The sequence below is a fragment of the Ruegeria sp. CK3 genome (genome assembly GCF_056536565.1).
Genome location: NZ_JBQFPV010000009.1, coordinates 196,489 through 221,229, shown reverse-complemented (window position 1 = coordinate 221,229; position 24,741 = coordinate 196,489). Strand labels below are relative to the sequence as shown.

The window sequence follows — 24,741 nt, the reverse complement described above, 5'->3', positions numbered from 1 at the left end:
AGGAACCAAGACATGACCCGTATGCTTTTCCCCGCCCTGATCGTTGCCGGCCCTGCCGCCGCCCACACCGATACGCATATCCATGCGCACGGCACTGACTATGCGACCCTTGGCCTTGGCCTGGTGGTTGTCGCACTGGCCGCAATCGCGCTGATGGTAAAGTTGAACAAATGATCCCCGGAGAGCTGTTCCCGGCCGAGGGTGAGATCACCCTGAACGCAAGTGCAAAGGCAATCACCCTGATGGTCGCCAATACCGGCGACCGCCCGGTTCAGGTCGGCTCGCACTATCATTTCGCCGAAACAAACCCGGCGCTCGACTTCGACCGAGCAGCGGCACACGGACTGCGCCTGGACATCGCCCCCGGCACCGCCGTTCGGTTTGAGCCGGGTCAAGCGCGCGAGGTCTCGCTGATCCCGATCGGCGGCGCGCGTAAGGTCTATGGGTTCAATAAAAAGGTCATGGGGTCGCTCTAATGCCAGCAACAATCAAACGTTCTGACTATGCCGCCATGTTCGGCCCCACCACTGGTGACAAGCTGCGGCTGGCCGATACCGATCTGGTGATCGAGGTCGAACGCGACCTGACCGCTGAACGTGCGGGCGCTGCCGCTACCGGTGGGACGGGCGATAATGCGCTGCTCTACGGCGAAGAGGTCAAGTTCGGTGGGGGCAAGGTGATCCGCGATGGAATGGGGCAGTCTCAGGCCACTCGGGCCGAGGGGGCGGTGGATACGGTCATCACCAATGCGCTGATCGTTGACCACTCGGGTATCTACAAGGCGGATGTGGGTCTGAAAGACGGGCGTATCGCCAAGATCGGCAAGGCCGGGAACCCCGATACCCAACCTGGCGTAGATATCATCATCGGTCCCGGCACCGAGGCCATCGCAGGCGAGGGGCGAATCCTGACCGCAGGGGGCTTCGACAGTCACATACACTTCATCTGCCCGCAACAGATTGAGGATGCGTTGCACTCCGGCCTGACCACTATGTTGGGAGGAGGGACGGGCCCTGCGCATGGCACTCTGGCCACCACCTGCACACCGGGCCCATGGCATATCGGGCGTATGTTGCAGGCCGCTGACGCGTTTCCAATGAACCTGGCCTTCGCGGGCAAGGGCAATGCCTCTCTGCCTGCGGCGCTGGAGGAGCAGGTCAACGCAGGTGCCTGCGCTCTGAAACTGCATGAGGATTGGGGCACGACCCCTGCCGCCATCGATTGCTGCCTCTCGGTGGCCGACGCGATGGATGTGCAAGTCATGATCCATACCGACACGCTGAACGAATCCGGTTTTGTCGAGAACACCGTGGGCGCAATGAAAGGCCGCACGATCCACGCCTTTCACACCGAAGGCGCAGGCGGTGGCCACGCCCCCGATATCATCAAGATCTGCGGCGAAAACCACGTTTTGCCGTCTTCGACCAACCCCACGCGCCCCTTCACCGTGAACACGGTCGAAGAGCATCTGGATATGCTGATGGTGTGCCACCACCTCGACAAATCCATCCCCGAGGACGTGGCCTTTGCCGAAAGCCGCATCCGGCGTGAGACGATCGCGGCCGAGGACATCCTCCACGACATGGGCGCGTTCAGCATCATCGCTTCGGACAGTCAGGCGATGGGTCGGGTCGGAGAGGTTCTGATCCGTACATGGCAGACCGCCGACAAGATGAAAAAACAACGCGGCCGCCTGCCCGAGGAAACCGGCGACAATGATAACCTGCGCGTTCGTCGTTACATCGCGAAATACACTATCAACCCGGCGATTGCGCATGGCCTGAGTCATCAGATCGGCAGTATCGAGGAAGGCAAACGCGCCGATCTGGTCCTGTGGAACCCGGCCTTTTTCGGGGTGAAGCCCGAGATGGTTTTGTTGGGTGGCACCATCGCCTGTGCGCAGATGGGCGACCCGAATGCCTCGATCCCAACGCCGCAGCCGGTCTATAGCCGCCCCATGTTCGGAGCTTACGGCCGGTCGGTTGAAAACTCGGCGATCACATTTGTCTCGGAGGCCGCGCAAGCGAGCGGGATCGGTGATACACTGGGACTGGCGAAACAAACCGTCGCCGTGCGCAACACGCGCGACATCGGCAAGCAGGATTTGCTGCTGAATGATGCAACGCCCCAGATCGAGGTTGATCCGGAAACCTATGAGGTCCGAGCCGATGGGGAGTTGCTCACCTGTCAACCTGCCGAGGTGCTGCCGATGGCGCAGCGCTATTTCATGTTCTGATTTGAAAAGGAGGCCACGATGACCACTGCGATCAAAACCGCCCGTATCTATCACGATCACCACCACGATCCGGCGCATGCTCAGGTCTCGCTGGACTATGACGGGCGTTTCCTGCGCCGTAAAATGCTAGCCACTGATGATGGTGAGTCCTTTTTGGTTGATCTGGCGCACACGAAATCCCTCGACCATGGTGGGGTTCTGGTGCTGGAGGATGGGCGCGAGATTGAAATCATCGCCGCACCGGAAGAGTTGCTGGAAATCAGCGGGGACAATCTGCTGCACTTTGCGTGGCATATTGGTAATCGCCACACACCCTGTCAGATCGAAGCCGACCGGCTCCTGATACAACGCGATCATGTCATTCGAGATATGCTGCTGAAACTGGGGGCCGAAATCCAAGAGGTCGTTGAACCCTTCACCCCCGAAGGCGGCGCCTATGGTCATGGCAGGACACATGGCCACGCCCACTAACTCCGATATCCTGACTTTGGTGCAATGGTTGTCACCGGCCTATCCGGTCGGTGGGTTTGCCTACTCCCACGGGCTGGAGGCAGCTATTGAACTCGGTTCGATTGCCAGCCCTGAGGATACGGGCGCCTGGGTGTCGGAAGTATTGGAGTATGGCGCTGGCTGGAACGACGCGCTTTTTCTGGGGGCGGCTTACGCCGCCGAAACCCCAGTCGACTTGATCGACATCGACGCCAAAGCCCGCTCGTTCAGCGCCTCATCCGAGCGGTTGATGGAAACCAGTTTGCTCGGGCAGGCGTTTGGAGCCGTGACCGGGGATGTCTGGGGCTTGGACTTGCAGCACCTGACCTATCCGGTGGCGGTAGGGCGTGCGGCACGATTGCAGAATTTGCCGTTGACATTGGTAACTGAGATGTTCCTGCAGGCATTCCTGAGCAATCTGGTCGCCTGCGCAACGCGCCTTGTTCCCTTGGGGCAAACCGATGCGCAGCGGCTGATACGGGACCTAACGCCCCTTTGCACAACGATTGTCGCAAAGGCGCGGGACGCGGGTCTGGAGGATCTCAGTTCGACGGCGTTCCTGCCGGATATCGCGGCAATGAGGCATGAAACACAGTATTCAAGGATTTTCCGAACATGAGCAGTACGAACGGCCCCCTTCGTGTCGGCATCGGAGGCCCCGTCGGCGCAGGCAAAACCACCCTGACCGCCGCACTTTCTGAGGCGCTACGCGATGTCTGTTCGGTGGGTGTGATCACCAACGACATCTACACCCAAGAGGACGCCGAGGCGCTGATGCGGATGCAGATCCTGCCTCAGGACCGGATTATCGGCGTTGAAACCGGCGGTTGTCCGCATACCGCGATCCGTGAGGACGCCTCGATCAACCTTGCGGCTGTGGCCGAGATGCAGTCGCGCCACCCGGAGATTGAGGTCGTGCTGATCGAAAGCGGCGGCGATAACCTTTCGGCGACGTTCAGCCCGGAATTGGCGGATGTGACGCTATATGTGATTGATGTGGCTGCGGGCGAAGAAATCCCGCGCAAGGGTGGGCCTGCGATCACGAAATCGGATCTGTTGATCATCAACAAAACCGACCTCGCGCCGCATGTAGGCGCGTCGCTTGAGGTGATGCAGGAAGACGCCACGCGCATGCGCAAGGGTCGGCCGTTCTTGTTCGCCTCACTGCGCCAACGGCAGGGCGTGCCTGAAATCGTCAGCGCGCTTGCTGCGATTGGTGGGCTTGAAACGGCCTGAAGGAGAACAGTCGCCGCTGCTCGGCGCGGCGACTGTCATTTCAAATTTGGAGTGGGGTGCTAACTAGATGTTGGCCGGGGCAATCAGGCCCCGACATTCACCACCATCTTGCCGAAATTCTCACCGCGCAGCAGCTGGTTTAGCGCTTCGGGTGCGGCCTCCAGCCCCTCGACCATGTGCTCGCGATATTTGACCGATCCGTCCTGAATCCAGCCTGTCATATCCCTGACGAACTCCGTGTAGAGTGAGGCCGGGAAGCTGTCGAAGATGATGAACCCCTGAGCCTTCACCTTCATCCGCAGCAGCGTGCCCACGATCGCAGGCCCCATATCCGGACCGTCCGGCAAGCCAGGCAGGTTGTACCACGAGACCACGCCGCAGATCGGGATGCGCGCAAAAGCGTTCAGCAAAGGCAGGACACCGTAAAGCACCTTGCCGCCAACATTTTCGAAGTAGACGTCAATCCCATCCGGGCAGGCGGCCCGCAATTGATCAGCGAAATCGGCAGCTTTGTGGTCGATACAGGCGTCGAAGCCCAGATTTTCCACCACATGCGCACATTTTTCGGCTCCGCCCGCAACGCCCACGACCCTGCACCCTTTGATCTTAGCGATCTGCCCCACGGTTGCTCCGACCGGGCCGGATGCGGCGGCAACGACCACGGTTTCTCCGGGCTTGGGTTCGCCGATCTGTAGCAACCCGGCATAAGCGGTGTAGCCGGGCATACCCAGAATACCTAACGCCCAAGACGGGTTTTGCGGTGCTTTGCCCATGTTTATGACCTCGGTCCCGTCCGAGATCGCATAGTCCTGCCAACCGCTACCAGACAGCACATAGTCACCTGCTTCGAATCCGTCGAGGTTCGAGGTCACAACCTCTCCCACAACCTGTCCAGTCATGACCCCGCCAATCGCCACTGGCTCGGCGTAGGACTTCGCGTCATTCATCCGCCCGCGCATATACGGGTCCAGTGACAAGTAGCAGGTGCGGACCAGCATCTCTCCTGCACCCGCAGTAGGGATATCCCTTGTCTCAAGCCGCAGCGTATTGTCATCGGGTTCCCCCTTGGGGCGTTCGTTCAGAACGATGCGGCGGTTTGTGTCTGCGGTCTGGGGCATGGTCTTCTCTCTCTACTGAGGCTGGTTTGTCGCGCCGGCACGTCACAAGGATCGGGGCGTCGGATTTTGTGATACCGTTCTGTATTTCGGGCGGCGCGTCAATCTTTTCACACCTTTGTGCCGCAGGGTTTGCTCAGCAAAACAGCAGGGTTGAAGATTGCCGTAGGTTCTACATTTTCCGGCGCGTTTTCCGTTTGACTGCAACGCAAAACAATTTAAGCCTTCGCAAAGAGATAGCCCCCCAAAGCAGACCTTCGCATGCCATCCAGCTTAGAAATACCAGCGACGTTGGGCCGCCGACCCGGACATCCCTACAGGAAGGCCTATGATTGGTGGCCGCCCCCATCCCCGCGCTGAGATTGAACCCGAATTTCAACTCAACGCGAAAGACTAACATGACAACTCAAACTCTCTCGAAACCGGTTCAGGTTGAACTGGCCGAAACACATGTGCGTATCACTTGGCCCGACCATATGACCGGGGATTTCCCATTCATCTGGCTACGCGAAAACGACCCCGCTGGGTTCCACCCACAGACGCAGGAGCGCCTGACCGACCTCACCGCCATTGCGCTGGATATCAAACCCGTGCAGGCCTTCCAGTCCGACAACAGCCTGCATGTTGTTTGGGCCAAAGATCAGGCGCCCACCGGTTTTGATCTGGACAGGCTGCGCGATCGCCGCCCGGGGCAACCTGCTTTCGATCCGGCCGATACCGGTTTTGTCACATGGCGGGCCGAACTTTCGCCCGCCGGTATTCCCCGCGCGAACGCCGATGGGGTGCTGACACAAGACAGTGCTTTGAAGGACTGGCTGATCGCCGCGCGTCAATACGGGCTGAGCATCGTGGACCATCTGGCCGACAGCACCGAGGCTGGCATGGATGTCGCACGCCGGATCGGCTTTTTGCGCGAGACCAATTTTGGACTGACCTTCGAGGTCAAATCCAAACCCAACCCGAATAACCTAGCCTACACGCCGGTTGCGCTGCCGCTGCACACCGACCTGACCAATCAGGAACTGCCTCCGGGGTTCCAGTTCCTGCACTGTCTCGCCAACGAGGCTGAGGGCGGTGAGTCGCTTTTCTGTGATGGCTATGCGGTGGCAGAGGACCTGAAACTGGAAGATCCCGATGCCTTTGACGCCCTGTGCGACACCTCGATCCCGTTCCGGTTCCATGATGGAGAAACGGATATCCGCTCGCGTAAACGGGTCATCACCTGCGATGAAAACGGCGACGTGATAGAGATCTGCTTCAACGCGCATCTGGCCGATTTCCTTGATATCGAGCCCGCTCTCATGCCGCGCTACTACCGCGCCTATCAGAAGTTCATGGCGATGACGCGCGACCCCAAATACCTGCTTCAGCTCAAGCTGAAGGGGGGCGAAATGGTGGTCTTTGATAACCGCCGCGTGCTGCATGGGCGGTCGGCCTTCGATCCCAACACAGGTCACCGTCACCTGCATGGGTGCTACGTGGACCGTGGTGAATTCGAAAGCCGCCTGCGCGTTCTGTCGCGTTAAACGCCTGACATAAGAGCAGTGCCGTCTTGGGGCGGCGCTGTCCCACTACACCCTGTTGCGGAAGGCCGAGGGGGTCTGCCCAAACTCGGCCTTGAAAGCGCGGGTCATGGCACTGGCATTTTCATAGCCCGACCGACTGGCGATCTCGGCGATGGATTGCTCGGTCTCTTCGGTCAGCCTGCGCGCAAGGTTCAGACGCAACCGACGATAGAGCGCCTGCGGTGTGGTTTTCAGGTCAGCCTGAACGCGCATTTCCAGCCGTTTCTGAGTGCAGCCCGCTTTGCGCGCGACCTGCGTGATCGACAGCGGCGTTTCAAGGTTCGCCTGCATGATGGCCAGGGCGCGATTCACCAGAGTGTCTTCGGTTTGCATCGGTAGGGCATAGTGGTCGCTTCGGCCACGGCTCATAAACAGATGGGCGACCTCCATCGACAAAAGTGGGCCGTGATCCTTGCGGATAAGTGCCAGGGCAAGATCAAACGCCGCCATCGCCCCGGAACAGGTCAGACGAGCGACATCAACGACGTAGCGCTCTTGCACGACGTCCACGGCGGGAAAGGCTTCTTCAAATCGGGAAAGCTCGTCCCAGTGAATGGTCGCGCGGTGCCCATCCAACAACCCGGCCTGCGCCATCAACCAACTGCCTGTGTCCAGCCCCGCCACCTGAGCGTGCCTTTTTGCAGCTGCTAACAGGGCGCGCAGGGTCGGAGGCGTGCCCAATTTCAAGAATCCGTAGGAGGGCATCACAACCAGAACATCCCCTCGCTGGTCGGTCAAGGCGGTATCCGGTGTCACCGCTAGCCCGCTGGAACTTTGCACGACCTCTCCGTCAACAGAGCAGAACTGCCACTCATACAAAGACTGCCGGGACAGAGTGTTGGCCGCCCGCAGAGGCTCGACCATGTTGGCGAGGCAGTGATTCGAGAACCCATCGAACAGCAGGATATTAAATCTGTGACTCAAAATTTTACCAACTTTGCATGACAGGTGGCGAAAACTGCATGCCGCGACCATGAGGAATCTCGTTTCCTGCGTCAATCACCTATCCAAGGATATCGCGCCATGCAGTTTGGTCTGACCGAAGAACAGGACATGATCGTCTCGACAGTCCGTAGCTTTGTCGAAAACGAAATCTACCCGCATGAAGCCGAGGTCGAACGCACCGGTCAGGTGCCGCATGAGCTGGGCGAAGAGATCAAACAGAAATGCATCGACCTGGGCTTTTATGCCTGCAACTTCCCAGAAGAGGTCGGCGGCGCAGGCCTTTCGCATCTCGATTTTACGCTGGTCGAGCGCGAGCTGGGTCGTGGATCGATGGCTCTGACCCATTTCTTTGGTCGTCCGCAGAACATTCTGATGGCCTGCAATGATGAACAGCGCGAACGCTATTTGCTGCCAGCTGTGCGTGGCGAAAGGATGGATGCGCTGGCGATGACTGAACCGGATGCGGGGTCGGACGTGCGCGGGATGAAATGCCAGGCTGTGAAGGATGGGGGCGATTGGGTCATCAATGGCTCCAAACACTTCATCTCGGGCGCGGAACACGCGGATTTCTTCATCGTCTTCATTGCAACCGGCGTGGATGAAACACCAAAAGGACCCAAAAAGCGGATCACAACCTTCCTGGTGGATCGCGGCACGCCCGGGTTTGAGGTGCGCGCAGGGTATAACTCGGTCAGCCACAAGGGCTACAAGAATTACATCCTCTACTTCGACAATTGCCGCCTGCCGGACGCGCAGGTTCTGGGCGAGGTCGATGGCGGTTTCGCAGTGATGAACGAATGGCTCTATGCGACCCGCCTGACGGTTGCGGCCTTCTCGGTCGGTCGGGCGCGGCGCTGTTTCGACTATGCGCTGAACTATGCTGCCGAGCGCAAACAGTTCGGCCAGGCCATCGGCAAATTTCAGGGCATTGGGTTCCAGATCGCCGACATGATCACCGAGATTGATGCAGCAGACTGGCTGACCCTGTCGGCTGCGTGGCGTTTGGACGAAAACCTGCCCTCGAACCGCGAAATCGCCTCGGCCAAGCTTTATGCCTCGGAAATGCTGGCGCGGGTCACCGACGCGACGTTGCAAATCTATGGCGGCATGGGTCTGATGGACGACTTCCCAATCGAGCGTTTCTGGCGCGATGCGCGGGTTGAGCGGATCTGGGATGGCACCAGCGAAATCCAGCGTCACATCATCAGCCGTGATCTTCTGCGTCCGTTGGGCGCCTGACGATGACCAAAGACCTCACACGGCTTTTGCGCCCGAACTCCATCGCCGTGATCGGCGGTGGTGCTTGGTGTCAGCAGGTCATTCTGCAATCTGAACGTATGGGCTATGCAGGTCAGATCTGGCCTGTTCATCCCAAAGCGACCGAGATCGCTGGCCATAGGGCCTATGCCAGTCTCGAAGATCTGCCTGCACCGCCAGATGCCGTTTTCATCGGCATCAACCGCCATGCCACGATTGAGGCGGTTCGCACCCTTTCTGCCACTGGCGCCGGTGGTGCGGTGTGTTTTGCGTCAGGTTTTTCTGAGGCCGTGGCCGAGGATGACACAGGCGGCGATCTGCAGGCACAACTGGTCGCAGCTGCGGGCGACATGCCTATTCTGGGGCCCAATTGCTATGGTTTCATCAACGCTTTGGACGGGGCTTTGTTGTGGCCCGACCAGCACGGGGCCAGGCCGGTCGACACTGGCGTTGCGATCCTGACTCAAAGCTCGAATATCTCGATCAACCTGACCATGCAGAAACGCGCGCTGCCCATCGCCTATATGGTGGCCTGTGGGAACATGGCACAAACCAGCCAGGCGCAAATCGCCTCGGCCTTGCTGGATGATCCGCGCGTGACTGCCGTTGGCTTGCATATCGAAGGCTTCAAGGACATCCGCGAATGGGAAGCTCTGGCAGCGAAGGCCTATTCCAAAGGCATCCCTCTGGTGGCGCTCAAGGTGGGCGCGTCCGAGCAGGCGCAGGCCGCAACCGTGTCGCATACCGCCTCTCTGGCTGGAAGCGACGCGGGTGCGCAGGCCCTTTTGGAGCGTCTCGGCATTCCACGCCTGTCGGCCTTGCCCGATTTTCTGGAAACACTGAAGCTGCTGCATTGCTATGGTCCGCTTTCGGGCAGCAACGTAGCCTCGATCAGCTGTTCCGGGGGGGAGGCCAGCCTGATCGCGGATATGGCCGTTGGAACCGGGCTATCCTTCCCCCGCCTGAGCGACGGTCAGAAAGCCCACCTGCGCGAGGCACTCGGTCCGATGGTGGCGCTGAATAACCCGCTGGACTACCACACTTATATCTGGCGCGATGAAGCGGCGATGGCGAAGGCATGGGCTGGGATGACGGGTGAGGGCATAGATCTGACGCTCTCGATCCTTGACTATCCAACCACGGATGCGAGCGACTGGGCCTATGCCTCGCGCGCGGCGATGAAAGTGCGCGCGGAAACCGGCGCGCGATTTGCCGTTGCCGCGACTTTGCCCGAGTTGCTGCCCGAAGATGTAGCGCAAGAGCTTATGGACGGCGGCGTGGTGCCCTTTATGGGGCTGCGCGAAGCCCTTTCCGCAACCGAAGCGGCAGGCCGGGTCACAGCCCCTTCGGGCAAACCGGTCACATTGCCCGGAACGGCTGAGGCCAAAAGGACACTCACCGAAGGCGAGTCCAAACGTGTTCTGGCCGAGTGCGGATTGCGCATCCCGCAGAACCGGACAGTCGCAGGTGCCGACCAGGCATGCGCTGCCGCTCAGGACATGGACGCGCCCTTTGCGGTCAAGGGCGTGGGGCTGGCTCATAAGTCAGAACATGCGGCCGTGCGATTGGGTGTTCTTGACGAAGACGTGGCCGACGTTGCTGCGGATATCGGCACCCCTGAAATTCTGATCGAAGAGATGATCACTGGAACCGTCGCCGAATTGCTGGTCGGCGTGGTGCGCGACCCAGCGCATGGGTTTGTCCTGACCCTGGGTGCGGGCGGTGTGCTGACCGAGGTGCTGCGCGATACCGCCTCCCTGCTGGTGCCCAGTTCCGCTGATAACATCCGCAGCGCTTTGGGCAAATTGAAGATTGCATCGCTTCTGGCAGGCTATCGCGGTCAACCGGCGGCTGATATGGATGCCATCGTGGCCGCTGTTGAGGCCGTTCAGGCCTATGTCATGCAAAACGCCGACACGCTTGGCGAGGTCGAGATTAACCCGCTCCTCTGCACGCCTGACAAGGCGGTTGCCGTGGATGCCCTCATCAGAAAGGCCTGAGATATGGACCCGATCAAAACCCGCCGTGATGGCGCGATTCTTGAGGTCACATTGGACCGGCCCAAAGCCAATGCCATTGATCTGGCGACCAGCCGCATCATGGGTGACGTCTTTGCCGAGTTCCGCGACGACCCGGACCTGCGCGTCGCGATCCTGACAGGTGCGGGAGAGAAGTTCTTTTGCCCCGGATGGGACCTGAAAGCCGCAGCCGATGGCGATGCGGTCGATGGGGACTATGGTGTTGGCGGTTTTGGCGGTCTGCAGGAATTGCGCGACATGAACAAACCCGTCATTGCAGCCGTGAACGGCTTTGCCTGCGGCGGAGGTCTGGAGCTTGCGCTGTCCGCCGACATGATCTTGGCTGCGGACCATGCGAGTTTTGCGCTGCCGGAAATCCGCTCGGGTACCGTGGCGGATGCGGCCAGTGTCAAACTGCCTAAACGCATCCCGTATCACATCGCGATGGAGTTGCTGCTGACGGGCCGCTGGTTCGACGCGGAGGAAGCCAACCGCTGGGGTTTGGTGAATGAAATCGTGACCGCGGATCAGCTGATGGATCGTGCGTGGGAACTCGCCCGCCTGTTGGCCTCGGGCCCACCGCTGGTCTATGCCGCGATCAAAGAGGTCGTGCGCGATGCCGAAGACAGCAAATTCCAAGACGCCATGAACCGTATTACCAAACGGCAGCTGCGTACCGTCGATACTCTCTATGCCAGTGAGGACCAGCTGGAAGGCGCGCGCGCGTTTGCGGAAAAGCGTGATCCTGTGTGGAAAGGCAAGTAAGCAAATTTGGGGTCTGAACCCTCTCGGCGGCTCCTTCTTTCGATGGGGCCGTAACACTTTATCAGCTGTGCCCAAGGGTTCCTTGGGCGGCCTGCTAACGGATTGCATTCGCGTGTCATATTAAACTAGGACATGCCAGCCCAACGGGGCAACAGCACTTCAAACCTGCGCCACAACCCGAACGCAGCCAAACCGAAATCCATGCCGCGCAATCCGTGAATTGTTCAGCGCGCGACAGAAACTGTTGCCTGAATCTGGCTGCATGTGAACAATTAGACTTGACTATGTGTCATTTATTTTTCCTAACTAACCAGTCAATCAAAAAAACAGGGAGGCTCCAGTGAAAGCCCTAACAACCATTTCAACCCTTGCCATTCTAGCATCTGCCGGGGCGGCATTGGCCAATTGCGACGAGGTCGTATTCTCGGATGTCGGCTGGACCGATATCACGGCGACCACTGCCGCAACGACAACGATTCTTGACGCTCTGGGGTATGATACCGAGATCAAGATCCTTTCCGTTCCAGTGACTTACACCTCGATGGCCGAAGGCGATATCGACGTGTTCCTGGGCAACTGGATGCCGACCATGGAAGGCGATATCGCACCGTATCGTGAGGCGGGAACGGTTGAAACCGTGCGCGCGAACCTTGAGGGTGCAAAGTACACGCTGGCCGTCAACGCTGCTGCTGCCGAGCTGGGCATCAAGGATTTCGCTGATATTTCAACACACTCCGATGCTCTGGATGGTAAGATCTTCGGAATCGAGCCGGGCAATGACGGCAACCGTCTGATTCAATCCATGATCGATGGCGATTCGTTTGGCCTCTCTGGTTTCGAAGTCGCTGAAAGCTCCGAGCAAGGCATGCTGGCGCAGGTGGACCGCGCCTCGCGCAAGGGCGATCCTATCGTGTTCCTGGGTTGGGAACCCCATCCAATGAACGCCAATTTCGAGATGTCCTACCTGACCGGTGGCGATGAGTTCTTTGGCCCCAACTTCGGCGGCGCGACCGTGTTCACCAACACCCGCAAAGGCTATGCAGAAGAATGCCCGAATGTTGGCGCGCTGCTGAACAACCTGGAATTCTCGTTGGCGATGGAAAACGAGATCATGGCCGCGATTCTGGATGGTGGCGAAGACCCGGCAGATGCAGCCAGCGCATGGCTGAAAGCCAACCCGGATGCCTATACACCATGGCTGGACGGTGTCACGACCCGTGACGGTGGTGACGCAGTCGCCGCAGTAAGCGCAGCACTGGGTCAATAACCTTAAACGCCCTTCGCCGCGTGTCTGTGGCGGAGGGCTTTTTTGTGGCCTGATCTCAGGCCCGGAATACTCTGAAAGGCAGACAGATGGATTGGCTGACCGACAACAAGATACCCGTCGGCAAGACGGCCCGAGCGGTTTTTGAATGGCTCCAAGAGATAGGGGAGCCATTTTTCGATTGGTTGTCCTGGGTTCTTGAGGCGCTGATTGATGGCATATTATGGGTGCTGCAAACCCCGCACCCATTGATCGTTGTGGGCGTCTTCGTAGGCATCACGTGGCTGTTGCAGCGCAATTGGAAGGTTTGCCTGTTTGTGGCGCTGGGGTTCCTGTTCATTCTCAATCAAGGTTATTGGGAAGAAACGACGGAAAGCCTGACGCTGGTTCTATCTTCCTGTCTGGTCTGTATGGCGATTGGCGTGCCTATTGGCATCGCGGCGGCGCATAGGCCCAAGCTTTACGTGGCGATGCGGCCAGTGCTGGACCTTATGCAAACCCTGCCGACCTTCGTCTACCTGATCCCTGCGATCGTATTCTTTGGTATCGGAATGGTACCGGGCCTGATCGCAACCGTGATCTTCGTGTTGCCCGCTCCGATCCGCCTGACCCATCTGGGTGTGTCCTCGACGCCGACCCCGCTGCTTGAGGCGGCAGAGGCCTTTGGCGCGACCAAATCCCAGACCCTGTGGAAGGTCGAGCTGCCTTACGCGCTGCCGCAGATTATGACCGGCCTGAACCAGACCATCATGCTGTCGCTGTCGATGGTTGTGATCGCCGCTCTGGTCGGTGCTGACGGCTTGGGTGTGCCGGTCGTGCGGGCGCTCAATCAGGTGAACACGGCCCTTGGTTTCGAGTCTGGCTTTGTCATCGTTGTTGTAGCGATCATCCTCGATCGCGTCCTCAGAGTGGAGCATTGATCCATGACCGCAGTTGAATTTGACAATGTTTCAATCGCGTTCGGCAACGACCCCAAAAGCGCGTTGCCCTTCATGGACGAAGGCAAAGACCGCGCAACGGTGAAAGAAGCCTGTGGTCAGGTGCTGGGCGTCCACAATTGCTCGCTGACCGTGCATGAGGGCGAAACGCTGGTGCTGATGGGGCTGTCTGGTTCGGGCAAATCCACGTTGCTGCGGGCGGTGAACGGGTTGAACCCGGTGATCCGCGGCGCGGTTCGGGTCTCGGACGGGTCGGAGATGGTGGATGTTACCAACGCCGACGCCCGTACCCTGCGCCGGATGCGGCAGAACCATATTGCGATGGTATTCCAGCAATTCGGCCTACTGCCGTGGCGCACGGTGCGCGAAAACGTCTGGCTGGGGCTGGAGCTGTCGGGTATGTCCCGCACTGAGAGGCTGCAGCGCACCGATGAGCAGCTTGCTCTGGTCGGTCTGTCTGACTGGGCCGACCGTAAGGTCGGAGAGCTTTCGGGCGGTATGCAACAACGCGTCGGTCTGGCCCGAGCCTTTTCCACTCAGGCACCGATCCTGTTGATGGATGAGCCGTTCTCGGCTCTCGATCCGCTGATCCGGACCAAGCTGCAGGATGAGCTGCTGCGCCTTCAGGAAAAGCTGAAACGCACGATCATCTTTGTGTCCCATGACCTTGATGAGGCCTTCAAGATCGGCAATCGCATCGCCATCATGGAGGGCGGTCGCATCGTGCAATGCGGCACCCCGTCCGAGATCTACTCGAAACCCGAGGACGAATACGTGGCCGACTTTGTCGCGCATATGAACCCACTGGGCGTTCTGCGCGCGCGGGACGTGATGGAGCCTGCAACCGGTACGCCGGATCGCTCTATCGATGCGGATACGGATATTCGCGACGTTATCCAGGGCTTCGACCAGAACAACGCACCGGTTGGCGTGATCGAGAACGGGGCGATCATCGGTCAGGTCACAAAAGACCGTGTGTTGAACAAGCTGGTTGATCCGATGGGGCAGTAATCCTCGGGCCTTAAACATGGGGCGGTCCGGCACTAGAACGCCGGACCGTTCGTTCTCAATTGTTTTCGTGCCATCCCATTCGAAACCTCCTAACCTGCCTCGAGAGGTGTTGAGCTAGGAGCAGGCCGTGACAGATAGCTTCCAGAGAGTTGCTGATTTCACCCTTGGTATAACACCCGAGGTTATCCCTGATGCAACACTGAACACCGCAGCATTGATGCTGCTCGACACGCTGGGCATTACGATTGCTTCGGGTCCTATGGCGGCGGGGTCAATCGCCCGAGAAACCGCGTTTGCGCTCTACGGGGCAGGTGATCCAGCGCTCAGCTCGCGGATGTTGTTTGATGGCCGCCGGGTCAGCGCCGCCGGGTCTGCTTATGCTGCTGCGACGCAGACTGACAGTCTGGATGGGCATGACGGGTATAACCCGACCAAAGGGCATATCGGTGTCGCTGTTGTCCCGGCGCTTTGTGCGCTGGCGGAAACGTTGCCGGACTTCTCGGGTCCCGAAGCTCTGACCGCTGTCACCATCGGGTATGAGGTCGCTGGGCGCGCCGGGATTTCTCTGCATGATACAGTCAGCGACTATCACACGTCAGGGGCATGGAACGCCTTGGGCGTCGTGGCCGTCGCGGCTCGGTTGCGTGGGTTGGGAGTGGACCAATTGCGGCAGGCCATGGGCATCGCTGAATATCACGGCCCCCGCAGCCAGATGATGCGCGAGATCGCCAACCCCACAATGCTGCATGACGGATCGGGCTGGGGGGCTTTGGTCGGTGTGTCGTCGGCCGTTTTGGCCGAGAAAGGCTTTACCGGCGCGCCCGCAATTACAATCGAAGCCGAAGAGGTCACGAACCACTGGCAGGACCTTGGCCAGTTCTGGCAGATGCAGCATCAATATGTGAAACCCTACCCGATCTGCCGTTGGGCGCACGCTGCGATTGACGCTGTCCGTCAGCTCATGCGCGACCACGGTCTGAGCCATGAAGACATCACCTCGGTCCAGGTCAATACCTTCCGCGAGAGCGCTTGTCTGTTTCAGGGCATGCCTGACGACACCTCAAAGGCGCAGTATTCGCTGCCATTCGCGGTGGCGGTGATGATGGCCTATGGGCGGATCGGGGTCGAGCATATCTCGGGTGTGGGTCTGTCTGATCCTTTGGTGGCGTCTTTGTTGGAACGTATTTCCGTTGCCGAAGACGCGCGCCACTCGGCCCGGTTCCCAGAGTGTCGTATTGCCGATGTCACGATCCGCTTGCACGACGGGCGGGTGCTGGAAACTGGCGACGTCCATGCGCGAGGTGGCCCCGAGGCCCCGATGGATCAAGCCGAAGTGGTCGCAAAATTCATGGAGTTCGCGGTGCCGTCGCTCGGCGAAACAAGGGCCTCCGCCATACGTGACGCCGTCCTGGGATTGAGAGATTCGGTATCGGCTTTCTCGGATCTTGGCGCGTTGATCTATGACGCTCCGTCCGGGTCCTAGCCCCTTAAACGCAGTCGAACAGCCGCCCCGGTAACCCCTTATGCGGTGGTAGCCCGAGTTCGCGCAGCAAGCAGAACACAATCGCCTGGTTGGACGTGACAACGGGTTTGCCCAGCGCGGCTTCAATCCGTTCGATGGCCTCAACGGACCGCATATCGGTGCAACTCAGAACAATCGCCTCGGCCTGTTGGTGGTCGGCCTGGCAGGCGAGGTCGAAGACTTCGTCCGGGGTCAATTCTCCCTGACCGTAGTTGCCCAGTTCCCGGCCCACATCGGCGCATTTGACCGTTTCGACCCCATTTTGGGCCATGAACGCGATGGCCTGCGTATTGATCTCGCCCAGATAGGGCGACGAAAAACCGACTTTGCGGGCCCCCAACGCCTGAATGCCCGCGATCAAAGCGCTGGCCGCTGTGAATGACTTGGCATTTGCACCGGATTTGATCTGCTCGGCCAGTTCGGCGTCGAAGGATGGGCCATGGGTCAGCGTGGCCGAGGTGCAACCGTAAAGAACGATGTCGGGCCGCACGCCGGAGATCATCCGCAAATCATGGCTGATATCCGACGCGCCCAAACCGGCCATCTGATCCGAGTCGGGGATTTCGTCCACGTCATACCCTCCCATGCGCTGGAAATGCAGCGTGGTATTGGGCGGACGCATCAACGCTAGATCCGGCTCCAGATTAGTATTGGTGAAAGGCACCAGAACGCCGATCTTGGCCGCAGTTCGGGTCTCGGTCATGACAGCGCTCCTTCCAACACGTCGTGGGCGCGGTTCATGACGTCCGGTGCGCATACCGTGGCACGCAGGCAATCGCCAAGGCCATAGCTGCCCATCCCGCGCATCAGCAAGTTTTCTGCGCGCAAAGCGGCATCGACCCGCTGCGCTTGATCGACTGAGGCAAAACGCAGCAAGACGAAATTTGTGTGGCTGTGCGGGACGGTTAGCCCTAAGGCGCGGCAGTATTCCGAGAACGCGTCGCGGATGTGGGCAGTTTTTGCCACAACCTCTTGCATATGAGCCTGATCTCGCATCGCCGTGGCAGCCGCTGCCTGCGAGGGGATCGAGACATTGTTTGGGTTCAAAAGCTTGCGCAGTTCTGCTCCAATCTCGGGCGGAGCATAGGCCCACCCGACCCGAGCGCCTGCCAGCCCATAGGCTTTGGAAAACGTGCGAGTGACGACCGTATCACCGCGCTGAATCATGGCGAATATCTCTGCCGGATCATGTTCGGCATCCGAGAACTCGGCGTAGGCTTGATCGACGACCAGCAGGGCGTTTTGAGGGAGGCTGGTCCGCAGGCGCAGAATTTCCGTGTTCGGGATTACCGTCCCGGTCGGATTGCCAGGATTGCAGACGAAGACGATGCGGGTTTCTGGAGTGACTGCGCTCAGAATGTCATCCACCGAAACAGTCAAATCGACCTCACGCGCCTTGACATAGTCCGCCTGCACCTGCGCAGTCGCCGAGGCGACATAGGCATAGCCGTAATCCGTACCCAAAACCCGATCTCCGGGCCCGGCATAGGTGCGGATCAGGCAGCCGATCAGTTCCATCGACCCGGCCCCGCAGAGGATATTTGCGGGGTCCAGCTCGTGGACTTCCGCTATCGCAGCACGCAAGTCGGGCCATTCGGGATCAGGGTAAAGCGGCATATCCGCCATTGCGGCCTGTCCCGCAGCGATGGCCGCAGGACTTGCGGGAAAGGCGCTTTCGTTCTGGGCCAGTGAGATCGTCTGCGCACCACCGAGATCGGCCAGCGCATAAGCGGCCATAGCACCGACATGAGGGACGGGGCGGATCATGAGCGACCTCCGTAAGATTTGGCACCTTCGTCACTGACCAAGCCGCGTTTTCGGTCCAAGGCCAGCGCGTCTGGGTCCCGCTCCGCCGGATCGCCGAAGCCACCGCCCCCGGGGGTCTCGAAGATCAGGTAGTCGCCGTCTTCGACCCGCAGCTCGCCCTTGCCGGGGATCTCAGTGTCGCTGTCGCGGAACCGGATGCGCCCGGGCGTTCCGGGTTGGCCACCCATCCGACCAAGCGCGGGGAATTTCAGCCGTTCGACCGAGAGGAAGACGATGAAGGGCGCGCCGTTGGCCGAGGTCATCTCGATCCGTTGCCCCAACCCGCCGCGGTACTTGCCCGCACCACCCGAGTCCGGCCGAAGCTCGCGCCGCCAGATCGTGACGGGGGCGACGCTTTCGGTGATCTCTACCTGACTGCCAAACACGCCCGAGGGGTAGGCCGTTGCCGACAACCCGTCCGCATGAGGCCGCGCGCCCGTACCGCCGTTATGCACGGGCTCCACCGCGAACTCGCGGCCTCCGTCACGGGCGACCTCAGGTGCATGGCGCATGGGCAGGTCGAACATACAGGATGCGCCCTCGGCCGGGACCTGATCGGGCAGGGCCTGATGCAGGCAGCCCAGAACCAAATCAGGGGTTACCTGACCCAGGGTGTGCCGCATCGCCACCGGCACCGGCCGCTGCGCATTCAGGATGCAGCCCTTGGGACCAACGACGGTGAACGGCTCCAGAGAGCCTGCATTGTTGGGAATGTCCGACCCGACAATGCATCGCAGGGCAAAAACTGTATAGGCAGTGGCATAGTTCAGGGGCACGTTGATGCCCTTTCGGGAACAGCCGGAGGTGCCGGTGAAATCCACATGCATCCCGTCGGCGCTGACGGTCAGGGTGGCGTGCAGTTCCAGCTCATTCTCATAGCCATCCATCTTCAGGACGTTCTTGTAGACGCCAGCAGGCACCTCGGCGATGGCGGCCAGAGTGCCCCGGCGTGAGGTCTCGATGATGTAGGCCCCCAGTGCGTCCAGATCGTCGATGCTGAATTCCTCCATCATCGACACCAACCGGTTTACCCCGGCCTCGCAGCAGGCGATCAGGGCGTAGATATCGCCCTCATTGGCCACGGGTTCGCGGCTGTTGGCGCGGATGATGTCCAGCAGCAGGGCGTTCGGCGTGCCTTCCTCAACCAGTTTGCAGGGCGGGATTAGCAGGCCCTCGTCGTATATGTCCGAGCCCTCAGGCCCCATGCCCAGCCCGCCCAGGTCAACCAGATGCGAGGTGCAGGAAGTAAAACCGACGACCTTGCCATCCTTGAACGCGGGCATCATCAAAAGGAAGTCGTTCAAGTGACCCGAGGCGAGCCATGGATCGTTCGTCATATAGATGTCGCCGGGTTTCATCGTCTGAACCGGGAAGGCGGTGCGCAGGTGCTGAACGGCTTCGGCCATAGTGTTGATATGGCCCGGCGTGCCGGTCACGGCTTGCGCCAGCATCCGGCCGTTTGCGTCGAAGATCCCGGCAGAAATGTCGCCGCATTCGCGTACAATCGGGCTGAAAGCCGCGCGGATCAGGGTTTGGCCCTGTTCCTCGACAACCGCCAGCAACCGGTTCCACATCACTTGTAGTCGGGCAGGGGTCATTGCGTGCCTCCTTTCTGGTTCCGGATCAGGACGAGGTTTCCGATGGCATCCACATGGGCCGAGAAATCGGCTGAGACGAGTGTCGTCGTCTGTGGTTCATGGATCAGCGCGGGGCCGCAAATGCGGTCGCCGGGCTTGAGATCGGCGCGGGCCACAAAACCAGCCTGTTTCATCTGCCCGTCTACATCACAGATGATAGGCCGGGTTTCCGAAGGTGTCATAGTGGTCAGCGCCGGGGTGGAAAGCATTTCGGGAACGGCAGCGTCCGGGGTCGCGACCTGTACGGCCCAGTTCAAAATCTCGATCTGCATGCCCGGCACGGGGCGTGAGAACTGCTTGCGGTACTCCGTTTCAAACGCTTCGGTCAGCGGGGCGAGGTCTTCGGGGGTAAGGGTGCGGTCCGGCAGCGAAATCTCAATCTCATGCCCCTGACCGCTGTAGCGCATGAAGGCTGAGCGTCGGATTTCGGTCGGTGCATCTCCGGCACCTTGGGTAACAACGGTGCTGGCCTCGGCGGTCATATCGTCAAAAAGGCCGTTGATCGCCGTGAAATCCAACGTACCCAGCAGAGAATAGTACGAGCGTACGATCTCAAACGACACGGGTGCAAACAGGAAACCCACCGCCGAGCCAACACCGGGATTTGGAGGCACCACGATCCGGCTTACACCCGCAGATCGGGCCACACGGCTGGCATGGAGAGGGCCGTTGCCGCCAAAAGCGATCATGGCGCGTGGTCCGAGGTCTTTGCCCGATTCCACCGCATGCATCCGCCCGGCGCTGGCCATGCTTTCATCCACGATACGGCTGACCCCATCAGCGGCCCCAGTCGCGTCGGTTTCAAGCGCCGTGCCGATCACACGTTGCAAAGCACCGTTTGACGCTTTGGGGTCGATCTTGATGAACCCTTCGGCAAATGTGTCGGGTACGATGTAGCCCAGAGTGATATCGCTGTCGGTCACCGTCGGTTCGGTCCCGCCACGTCCAAAGGCCACCGGTCCGGGTTCCGAGCCCGCCGATTTTGGCCCCACCGTAAGGCGGCCCAACCGGTCCACCCCGGCGACGGAACCTCCGCCCGCGCCGATTTCAATCATCTCGATCACAGGGATACGCACCGGCATACCAGAGCCCTTGATGAAACGCGCGGCCCTCGCGATCTCGAACTGGCGCGAGGTTTGGGGTCGGGCATTGTCGATCAGGCAGAGCTTGGCGGTCGTACCCCCCATGTCGAAGGACAAAACCTGATCCAACCCGGCCCGAGCAGCGATACGCGCGGCGAGAATAGCCCCTCCGGCAGGGCCACTTTCGACCAGCCGGATCGGGAAACGCATGGCCGTCTGGACGGTACACATCCCGCCACCTGCGGTCATCATCAGGATCGGGCAGTTGACCCCTTCGGCTTCGAACTTTTTCACGAAGCGGGTCAGATAGGTCTCCATCAGCGGTTGGATATAGGCGTTGGCAACCGTGGTGCAGAGCCGGTCAAACTCGCGCGCCTCGGGGCTGACTTCGGATGAGATCGATACGGTCAGATCGGGGCGTCGTTCGGCAAGAGCATCGCGCAACCGGCGTTCGTGCATGGGGTTCGCGTAGGAATGCATGAGGCAGATCGCAACCGCATCCGCCCCGCTGGCGTCGATTTCAGCCAGAAGCGCGTCAATAGCGCCTTCTTCCAGTTCGATCAGAACTTCACCGGTCGCGGACATTCGCTCTCGAACGGTCAGCGAGCGTTCACGCGGGACGAGAAGGTCGGGTTTTTCCAGGTTGATATCGTACTGCGCATAGCGCCGTTCGTAGGCGATTTCGAGGATATCGCGGAAGCCTTCGGTCGCGACAGTTGCCACGGTGGCCCCGCGCCTCTCGATCAGAGCGTTGGTGGCCAGTGTGGTGCCGTGGATGAAGCCGGTCACCTCAGCCAGGGACCGTCCCGCGCTTTTCATGACGCGCAGCGCCCCTTCCATTGCGCCTTCGGCCGGATTTTGGTGCGTGGTCAGGGTTTTGGTCGAGGCCAATATCGTCTCATTGCCTGAAACAAGGACGGTATCGGTAAACGTGCCGCCAATATCTATGGCAAGGCGCAGAGCAGTTGTCATGGAGGGGTCCGTTGTCGTCAGTAACAGTTTGGGCATGGCGCCCGTTCGGCCTGTTACCGACGCGGTGCCACCAAGTTGCAGCCGGTGGCCCGGCGATCCATACGAGTTGGGATGCACTGACAAGTCATGAGGAATTGTCGGGCGGTTTTTACGTCACTGCTAGCGCATTTGCGACATCGCGGCATTCCAACGACGTAAAAACCTGAACTTCGCTGCAGGGCTTATCCCGACAGCCGCGCCAAATCCGCACTTAGCGCGCGGGCCTCAGAAATGCTGCGCTGCAAGGCCTGCAATTGCGCTTCGGCAGTGGTGCCTTGGGGCTTTGCGTTAAGCACCCTGTCGATTCTGGCGGCTGTGGCGGGGTCTCCGCCGCCGATGGCATCGCGCTGTTGCAGGATTTTCAATTTCAGTTGCGCCAGTTCCGATTCCGAGGATCTGATCTGCGCGGCCAACGCGTCGTTGCGGGCCTGAGCTGTCGCCACATCGCCCTCGGCGGCCTCGATCCGGTCATCATAGGCCCCGGTCGCAATGCCGGATACTCCGGCGAAGAACCCTCCGTCCGCCGGGTCTGTCGTGGTTTGGCAGGCGGCCAAAAGCAAGCAAGGCAGAGCAATGCGTGTGATCATGTTTTGCCCTGTCACAGCGACGACGCCAAATCGCTGGCGATCCCGCGCATCTGCGAAATCTGGTTGGACAGAGCCTGCAGATCACCGTCAATGGGCGAAGTGGTTTGGCGGCGCTTGATCGTCAGGCTGCGCGCCTCAGCAAATTCGGCCTGCCGTCTGGTTGCCCCGTCGATGGCCAGTTCCATCTGTTTCAGATTGCCATTGGCCTCGGTCAGTTCGCGTTGCAACTCGGCCTGATCCACGGTTCCCGCTGCGGCGCGGGCGTTCAGTGCGTCCAACTCAGCCTTTTGAGCCACCAGAACTTCGTTCATCACGTTCAACGTGGTCTGCATTTCGGCGGCGTTCCGGTCCAGATCGGATTTGATCTGACGCAACCGTCTTTCGCGCCCGGCATAGCTGCGCTGCACATAGGCCACATAGGTGCCTGCCAGAGCGCCAGCACCCAGTCCGAGGGCGACGCCTGTGCCTACGTCGTCAGAACCGCCCAGCCCAAAGCCGATCGCGCCACCCGCTACACCACCTGCAATCGCCCCTTGCAGGATTGTCTTTTGCAGGGCTGCCGCTTGTTTTGCCAGATCGGCCTCGGCCTGGCTTGAGCCAGCGCCTACGGATCTCAGCGTTTCCGGCTCGCTGCTGCCACCGCAGGCGGACAGAGCCAACGATGCCCCTAACACGGCGGCGATCAGCCGGGTGGAATTAGATCTGCCAGCCATTGATAACTCCCTTTTTTACTGTCTTCTGCCTGCGCCACATGGCGCAGAAACAATGCGGCATCCTCGCTCAGGCGCGCGTGTGCTTGCCCGAGGTTACGCGAAGTCGCCGCAGCGTCAAAGAAATCTGCGCCTGGCTCGGATGGAAAGAACACCACGGCGCGGGTCAAAAGTTCATCGTAGTAACTGCGGCTTTGATCCAGCCGCCTTAGAATGACACCGCGTGAGCGATAGATGTCGTAGATATCATTGCGGGCCTGTTGCAGCACCGGCAGCGCGGCAGGGTCCGAACGGGCGATCTCTTCGATCTGGCCCAAGGCGTTTTCAGCAACAGCCAGAGTGCGTTCGACACTGCGCAGTGCAACGATATCTGTGCGCAGGCTCTGCAATGTCGTGGCGGCCAGAAAGACCGAGACTTCGGCGGCGTCTTCAAACAGACGCTCTGGCGTTGCGGTTTCCTGCAGCGGCAAGCGACGGCGATACTGATCGAGGGCCGGTTCCAGGTTCCGGCTTGGCCCATCTGGCATCAGCCCAAGGGTGGAAAGGGCTGCGGCCAGCTTATCGGGTTCCGCAGCAGCCAGCGTTGCACTGATCGGCGCGGCTGGGGCGGTTGCGGTGTTCCTCAGCAGCTCAATCCGGTCACGCGCGAAAGCGGCGAACAGGCCGTCGGGATAGGTTTGCAGATAGTCCTTGAAGTCAGATTGATCGCTGCTTGCGGAAATGCTTCGCCAATGGGCCATATCGGCCTCAAAAGCGTCTGTGGGACTGGCCGAGGACAAACCCGGCGCAAAACTATGTTCATCCAGAACGGATTCTTCGACCCATGGGATCTGGCGGCCTTCGGTATCCAGAACCACTTGCTGACGCACCCGACCGAGCATCAGCCGTACATCCAGATCGGGCGTTGCAATATGATCCAGCAGGCTCGAGGTGAAGACACTGTTGTCGCCCAGCCCGTCATATGCCACGTTGCCGGGGTCAGTGGCATAGGCGATCAGCAAACCTGCACCGCCCCGGATGCGGACGAGGCCCTGTTCGACGATCCCTTTGTCCGAGAACGGGTTATTGCGACAAGCGTCGAGCAGAAGGATGCCGACATCCGGCCCGGCCTTGGCAAGAACATCGCGCACGCGGTCGATGGTGATCGAACTTCGGCTTAAGGCGGTCAGGTCACTGCCCGAGAATTCGGTGCCGATCAGGTGGTTCTGACCGCCGATCTGAACCCCGTGACCGGCGTAAAAGAAGACAGCCATTTCAGCGCCTTGCGCCGCTTTCCCAAAGGCGTGGACGGCCCGATCCATCGAGGCTGCGTTCTGATCGGTGGCCTCGGTCACGGCAAAGCCAAGCTCGCGTAGCGCTACGCCCAAAGCCTCGACATCGTTGACTGGGTTGCGCAAGGCCATATCCGGGGCGCGGTAGTCGGAATTGCCGATCAACAAGGCCACACGATCAGCCGCCCGGGCCGAGCCTGTCGCCAGAACCAGACAGGACATTATGCAAACCAGCAAAAATCGGAACCGAGTCATACCGTCACCTTAGCGCATGGG

The 24,741-nt window shown here is 60.1% G+C and carries 23 protein-coding genes; 14 read left to right on the top strand and 9 right to left on the bottom strand.

Annotated elements, in window-relative coordinates; all coding sequences use genetic code 11:
- The first annotated feature begins 12 nt into the window (after nucleotides 1-12).
- From ACR0C3_RS15390 to ureG, 6 genes are read left to right on the top strand one after another with little or no spacing between them, the layout of a single operon-like run.
- Nucleotides 13-174 (top strand): hypothetical protein, encoded by a 162-nt coding sequence (locus ACR0C3_RS15390; protein WP_480759270.1) that lies wholly within the window; start codon nucleotides 13-15, stop codon nucleotides 172-174.
- Nucleotides 171-476, top strand: a complete 306-nt coding sequence (locus ACR0C3_RS15385) for an urease subunit beta (RefSeq protein ID WP_480759269.1) — start codon at nucleotides 171-173, stop codon at nucleotides 474-476. The genes ACR0C3_RS15390 and ACR0C3_RS15385 overlap by 4 nt, the downstream gene beginning before the upstream one ends.
- Complete coding sequence (gene ureC / locus ACR0C3_RS15380; protein WP_480759267.1) at nucleotides 476-2,236, top strand: urease subunit alpha; 1,761 nt, start codon at nucleotides 476-478, stop codon at nucleotides 2,234-2,236. Before ACR0C3_RS15385 ends, ureC begins: the two co-directional genes overlap by 1 nt.
- 18 nt (nucleotides 2,237-2,254) lie before the next feature.
- On the top strand, nucleotides 2,255-2,707 hold the full coding sequence (gene ureE, locus ACR0C3_RS15375) for an urease accessory protein UreE (RefSeq protein WP_480759266.1): 453 nt from the start codon (nucleotides 2,255-2,257) through the stop codon (nucleotides 2,705-2,707).
- The gene (locus ACR0C3_RS15370; protein ID WP_480759265.1) at nucleotides 2,691-3,344 is read left to right on the top strand and encodes an urease accessory protein UreF; all 654 of its coding nucleotides are present in this window, start codon (nucleotides 2,691-2,693) and stop codon (nucleotides 3,342-3,344) included. Before ureE ends, ACR0C3_RS15370 begins: the two co-directional genes overlap by 17 nt.
- Nucleotides 3,341-3,961, top strand: a complete 621-nt coding sequence (gene ureG / locus ACR0C3_RS15365) for an urease accessory protein UreG (protein ID WP_170461571.1) — start codon at nucleotides 3,341-3,343, stop codon at nucleotides 3,959-3,961. Before ACR0C3_RS15370 ends, ureG begins: the two co-directional genes overlap by 4 nt.
- A gap of 83 nt (nucleotides 3,962-4,044) precedes the next feature.
- Here ureG and ACR0C3_RS15360 read toward each other — a convergent pair whose 3' ends face one another.
- On the bottom strand, nucleotides 4,045-5,079 hold the full coding sequence (locus tag ACR0C3_RS15360; RefSeq protein WP_480759264.1) for an NADP-dependent oxidoreductase: 1,035 nt from the start codon (nucleotides 5,077-5,079) through the stop codon (nucleotides 4,045-4,047).
- A 395-nt stretch (nucleotides 5,080-5,474) separates the two neighbouring features.
- On the opposite strand from ACR0C3_RS15360, the gene ACR0C3_RS15355 reads away from it, so the two are divergent.
- Complete coding sequence (locus tag ACR0C3_RS15355) at nucleotides 5,475-6,602, top strand: TauD/TfdA family dioxygenase (RefSeq protein WP_480759262.1); 1,128 nt, start codon at nucleotides 5,475-5,477, stop codon at nucleotides 6,600-6,602.
- A gap of 45 nt (nucleotides 6,603-6,647) precedes the next feature.
- Here the strand turns inward: ACR0C3_RS15355 and ACR0C3_RS15350 are convergent, their stop codons facing one another.
- Nucleotides 6,648-7,565, bottom strand: a complete 918-nt coding sequence (locus ACR0C3_RS15350) for a GlxA family transcriptional regulator (RefSeq protein ID WP_480759261.1) — start codon at nucleotides 7,563-7,565, stop codon at nucleotides 6,648-6,650.
- Between the two features lie 99 nt (nucleotides 7,566-7,664).
- Here ACR0C3_RS15350 and ACR0C3_RS15345 point away from each other — a divergent pair, with 99 nt between their 5' ends.
- The 7 genes from ACR0C3_RS15345 (at nucleotide 7,665) to ACR0C3_RS15315 (ending at nucleotide 16,322) form a co-directional block, all read left to right on the top strand.
- Nucleotides 7,665-8,825 carry an acyl-CoA dehydrogenase family protein gene (locus ACR0C3_RS15345; protein WP_480759259.1) on the top strand — a complete coding sequence of 387 codons (1,161 nt, stop codon included), beginning with the start codon at nucleotides 7,665-7,667 and terminating at the stop codon, nucleotides 8,823-8,825.
- A gap of 2 nt (nucleotides 8,826-8,827) precedes the next feature.
- Nucleotides 8,828-10,843: an acetate--CoA ligase family protein gene (locus tag ACR0C3_RS15340; RefSeq protein WP_480759257.1), complete on the top strand. Its 2,016-nt coding sequence runs from the start codon at nucleotides 8,828-8,830 to the stop codon at nucleotides 10,841-10,843.
- Nucleotides 10,844-10,846: 3 nt separating this feature from the next.
- Nucleotides 10,847-11,626 carry a carnitinyl-CoA dehydratase gene (locus ACR0C3_RS15335; protein WP_480759256.1) on the top strand — a complete coding sequence of 260 codons (780 nt, stop codon included), beginning with the start codon at nucleotides 10,847-10,849 and terminating at the stop codon, nucleotides 11,624-11,626.
- 340 nt (nucleotides 11,627-11,966) lie between these two features.
- Nucleotides 11,967-12,893, top strand: a complete 927-nt coding sequence (gene choX / locus ACR0C3_RS15330) for a choline ABC transporter substrate-binding protein (RefSeq protein ID WP_170675872.1) — start codon at nucleotides 11,967-11,969, stop codon at nucleotides 12,891-12,893.
- An 86-nt stretch (nucleotides 12,894-12,979) separates the two neighbouring features.
- On the top strand, nucleotides 12,980-13,810 hold the full coding sequence (gene choW / locus ACR0C3_RS15325; RefSeq protein WP_170378502.1) for a choline ABC transporter permease subunit: 831 nt from the start codon (nucleotides 12,980-12,982) through the stop codon (nucleotides 13,808-13,810).
- A 3-nt stretch (nucleotides 13,811-13,813) separates the two neighbouring features.
- Nucleotides 13,814-14,839: a choline ABC transporter ATP-binding protein gene (gene choV, locus ACR0C3_RS15320; RefSeq protein WP_170549346.1), complete on the top strand. Its 1,026-nt coding sequence runs from the start codon at nucleotides 13,814-13,816 to the stop codon at nucleotides 14,837-14,839.
- Nucleotides 14,840-14,966: 127 nt separating this feature from the next.
- A complete protein-coding gene (locus tag ACR0C3_RS15315; RefSeq protein ID WP_480759255.1) occupies nucleotides 14,967-16,322 on the top strand; it encodes an MmgE/PrpD family protein in 1,356 nt (451 codons plus the stop codon).
- A 4-nt stretch (nucleotides 16,323-16,326) separates the two neighbouring features.
- Here ACR0C3_RS15315 and ACR0C3_RS15310 read toward each other — a convergent pair whose 3' ends face one another.
- The 7 genes from ACR0C3_RS15310 to ACR0C3_RS15280 form a co-directional block, all read right to left on the bottom strand.
- On the bottom strand, nucleotides 16,327-17,064 hold the full coding sequence (locus ACR0C3_RS15310) for a maleate cis-trans isomerase family protein (protein ID WP_480759253.1): 738 nt from the start codon (nucleotides 17,062-17,064) through the stop codon (nucleotides 16,327-16,329).
- On the bottom strand, nucleotides 17,061-18,128 hold the full coding sequence (locus tag ACR0C3_RS15305; RefSeq protein WP_480759251.1) for a pyridoxal phosphate-dependent aminotransferase: 1,068 nt from the start codon (nucleotides 18,126-18,128) through the stop codon (nucleotides 17,061-17,063). The genes ACR0C3_RS15310 and ACR0C3_RS15305 overlap by 4 nt, the downstream gene beginning before the upstream one ends.
- On the bottom strand, nucleotides 18,125-19,765 hold the full coding sequence (locus ACR0C3_RS15300; RefSeq protein ID WP_480759250.1) for a hydantoinase B/oxoprolinase family protein: 1,641 nt from the start codon (nucleotides 19,763-19,765) through the stop codon (nucleotides 18,125-18,127). The genes ACR0C3_RS15305 and ACR0C3_RS15300 overlap by 4 nt, the downstream gene beginning before the upstream one ends.
- Nucleotides 19,762-21,858, bottom strand: coding sequence for a hydantoinase/oxoprolinase family protein (locus tag ACR0C3_RS15295; RefSeq protein WP_480759249.1), 2,097 nt, complete (start codon nucleotides 21,856-21,858; stop codon nucleotides 19,762-19,764). The genes ACR0C3_RS15300 and ACR0C3_RS15295 overlap by 4 nt, the downstream gene beginning before the upstream one ends.
- Nucleotides 21,859-22,079: 221 nt before the next feature.
- The gene (locus ACR0C3_RS15290; RefSeq protein WP_170378488.1) at nucleotides 22,080-22,484 is read right to left on the bottom strand and encodes a hypothetical protein; all 405 of its coding nucleotides are present in this window, start codon (nucleotides 22,482-22,484) and stop codon (nucleotides 22,080-22,082) included.
- Nucleotides 22,485-22,495: 11 nt separating this feature from the next.
- A complete protein-coding gene (locus ACR0C3_RS15285) occupies nucleotides 22,496-23,197 on the bottom strand; it encodes a hypothetical protein (RefSeq protein WP_170378486.1) in 702 nt (233 codons plus the stop codon).
- Nucleotides 23,167-24,720: a caspase family protein gene (locus tag ACR0C3_RS15280; RefSeq protein ID WP_480759247.1), complete on the bottom strand. Its 1,554-nt coding sequence runs from the start codon at nucleotides 24,718-24,720 to the stop codon at nucleotides 23,167-23,169. The genes ACR0C3_RS15285 and ACR0C3_RS15280 overlap by 31 nt, the downstream gene beginning before the upstream one ends.
- Nucleotides 24,721-24,741: the final 21 nt, after the last annotated feature.

Excerpts from the sequence above, each read along its gene's own strand:
- ACR0C3_RS15390 (WP_480759270.1), top strand. The coding sequence starts at position 13 with ATGACCCGTATGCTTTTCCCCGCCCTGATCGTTGCCGGCCCTGCCGCC.
- ACR0C3_RS15385 (WP_480759269.1), top strand. The coding sequence starts at position 171 with ATGATCCCCGGAGAGCTGTTCCCGGCCGAGGGTGAGATCACCCTGAAC.
- ureC (WP_480759267.1), top strand. The coding sequence starts at position 476 with ATGCCAGCAACAATCAAACGTTCTGACTATGCCGCCATGTTCGGCCCC.
- ureE (WP_480759266.1), top strand. The coding sequence starts at position 2,255 with ATGACCACTGCGATCAAAACCGCCCGTATCTATCACGATCACCACCAC.
- ACR0C3_RS15370 (WP_480759265.1), top strand. The coding sequence starts at position 2,691 with ATGGCCACGCCCACTAACTCCGATATCCTGACTTTGGTGCAATGGTTG.
- ureG (WP_170461571.1), top strand. The coding sequence starts at position 3,341 with ATGAGCAGTACGAACGGCCCCCTTCGTGTCGGCATCGGAGGCCCCGTC.
- ACR0C3_RS15360 (WP_480759264.1), bottom strand. The coding sequence starts at position 5,079 with ATGCCCCAGACCGCAGACACAAACCGCCGCATCGTTCTGAACGAACGC.
- ACR0C3_RS15355 (WP_480759262.1), top strand. The coding sequence starts at position 5,475 with ATGACAACTCAAACTCTCTCGAAACCGGTTCAGGTTGAACTGGCCGAA.
- ACR0C3_RS15345 (WP_480759259.1), top strand. The coding sequence starts at position 7,665 with ATGCAGTTTGGTCTGACCGAAGAACAGGACATGATCGTCTCGACAGTC.
- ACR0C3_RS15340 (WP_480759257.1), top strand. The coding sequence starts at position 8,828 with ATGACCAAAGACCTCACACGGCTTTTGCGCCCGAACTCCATCGCCGTG.
- ACR0C3_RS15335 (WP_480759256.1), top strand. The coding sequence starts at position 10,847 with ATGGACCCGATCAAAACCCGCCGTGATGGCGCGATTCTTGAGGTCACA.
- choW (WP_170378502.1), top strand. The coding sequence starts at position 12,980 with ATGGATTGGCTGACCGACAACAAGATACCCGTCGGCAAGACGGCCCGA.
- choV (WP_170549346.1), top strand. The coding sequence starts at position 13,814 with ATGACCGCAGTTGAATTTGACAATGTTTCAATCGCGTTCGGCAACGAC.
- ACR0C3_RS15310 (WP_480759253.1), bottom strand. The coding sequence starts at position 17,064 with ATGACCGAGACCCGAACTGCGGCCAAGATCGGCGTTCTGGTGCCTTTC.
- ACR0C3_RS15305 (WP_480759251.1), bottom strand. The coding sequence starts at position 18,128 with ATGATCCGCCCCGTCCCTCATGTCGGTGCTATGGCCGCTTATGCGCTG.
- ACR0C3_RS15300 (WP_480759250.1), bottom strand. The coding sequence starts at position 19,765 with ATGACCCCTGCCCGACTACAAGTGATGTGGAACCGGTTGCTGGCGGTT.
- ACR0C3_RS15295 (WP_480759249.1), bottom strand. The coding sequence starts at position 21,858 with ATGACAACTGCTCTGCGCCTTGCCATAGATATTGGCGGCACGTTTACC.
- ACR0C3_RS15290 (WP_170378488.1), bottom strand. The coding sequence starts at position 22,484 with ATGATCACACGCATTGCTCTGCCTTGCTTGCTTTTGGCCGCCTGCCAA.
- ACR0C3_RS15285 (WP_170378486.1), bottom strand. The coding sequence starts at position 23,197 with ATGGCTGGCAGATCTAATTCCACCCGGCTGATCGCCGCCGTGTTAGGG.
- ACR0C3_RS15280 (WP_480759247.1), bottom strand. The coding sequence starts at position 24,720 with ATGACTCGGTTCCGATTTTTGCTGGTTTGCATAATGTCCTGTCTGGTT.